The organism is Actinotignum sp. usb-actsch-rep-73 (assembly GCF_059082735.1).
In genome coordinates this window covers 1-305 of sequence record NZ_JBHNPV010000026.1, presented here as the reverse complement: position 1 = coordinate 305, position 305 = coordinate 1, and the positions used below count along the sequence as shown (strand labels likewise).

The window sequence follows — 305 nt, the reverse complement described above, 5'->3', positions numbered from 1 at the left end:
ACTCGATAGTGTGTTTGTTTTTATGCCTGTTTTTTGTTTTTGAGTTTGTTTTTTTTGTTGGGATTGGCTGGCCGCGTTTTGGTGGTTGGTTTTTTCTGGATATGTTTTTGTTCGGAGAGTTTGATCCTGGCTCAGGACGAACGCTGGCGGCGTGCTTAACACATGCAAGTCGAACGATGATGCTCCAGCTTTGTTGGGGTGGATTAGTGGCGAACGGGTGAGTAACACGTGAGTAACCTGCCCTCTTCTTTGGGATAACGGTCGGAAACGGCTGCTAATACTGGATATTCACTCATTGGCGCATG

At 46.6% G+C, this 305-nt stretch carries 1 rRNA gene; it reads left to right on the top strand.

From position 1 onward, the window contains the following. Positions 1 to 108 precede the first annotated feature (108 nt). Positions 109 to 305 (top strand): 16S ribosomal RNA (locus AC5RE1_RS01670); the annotation flags it as partial.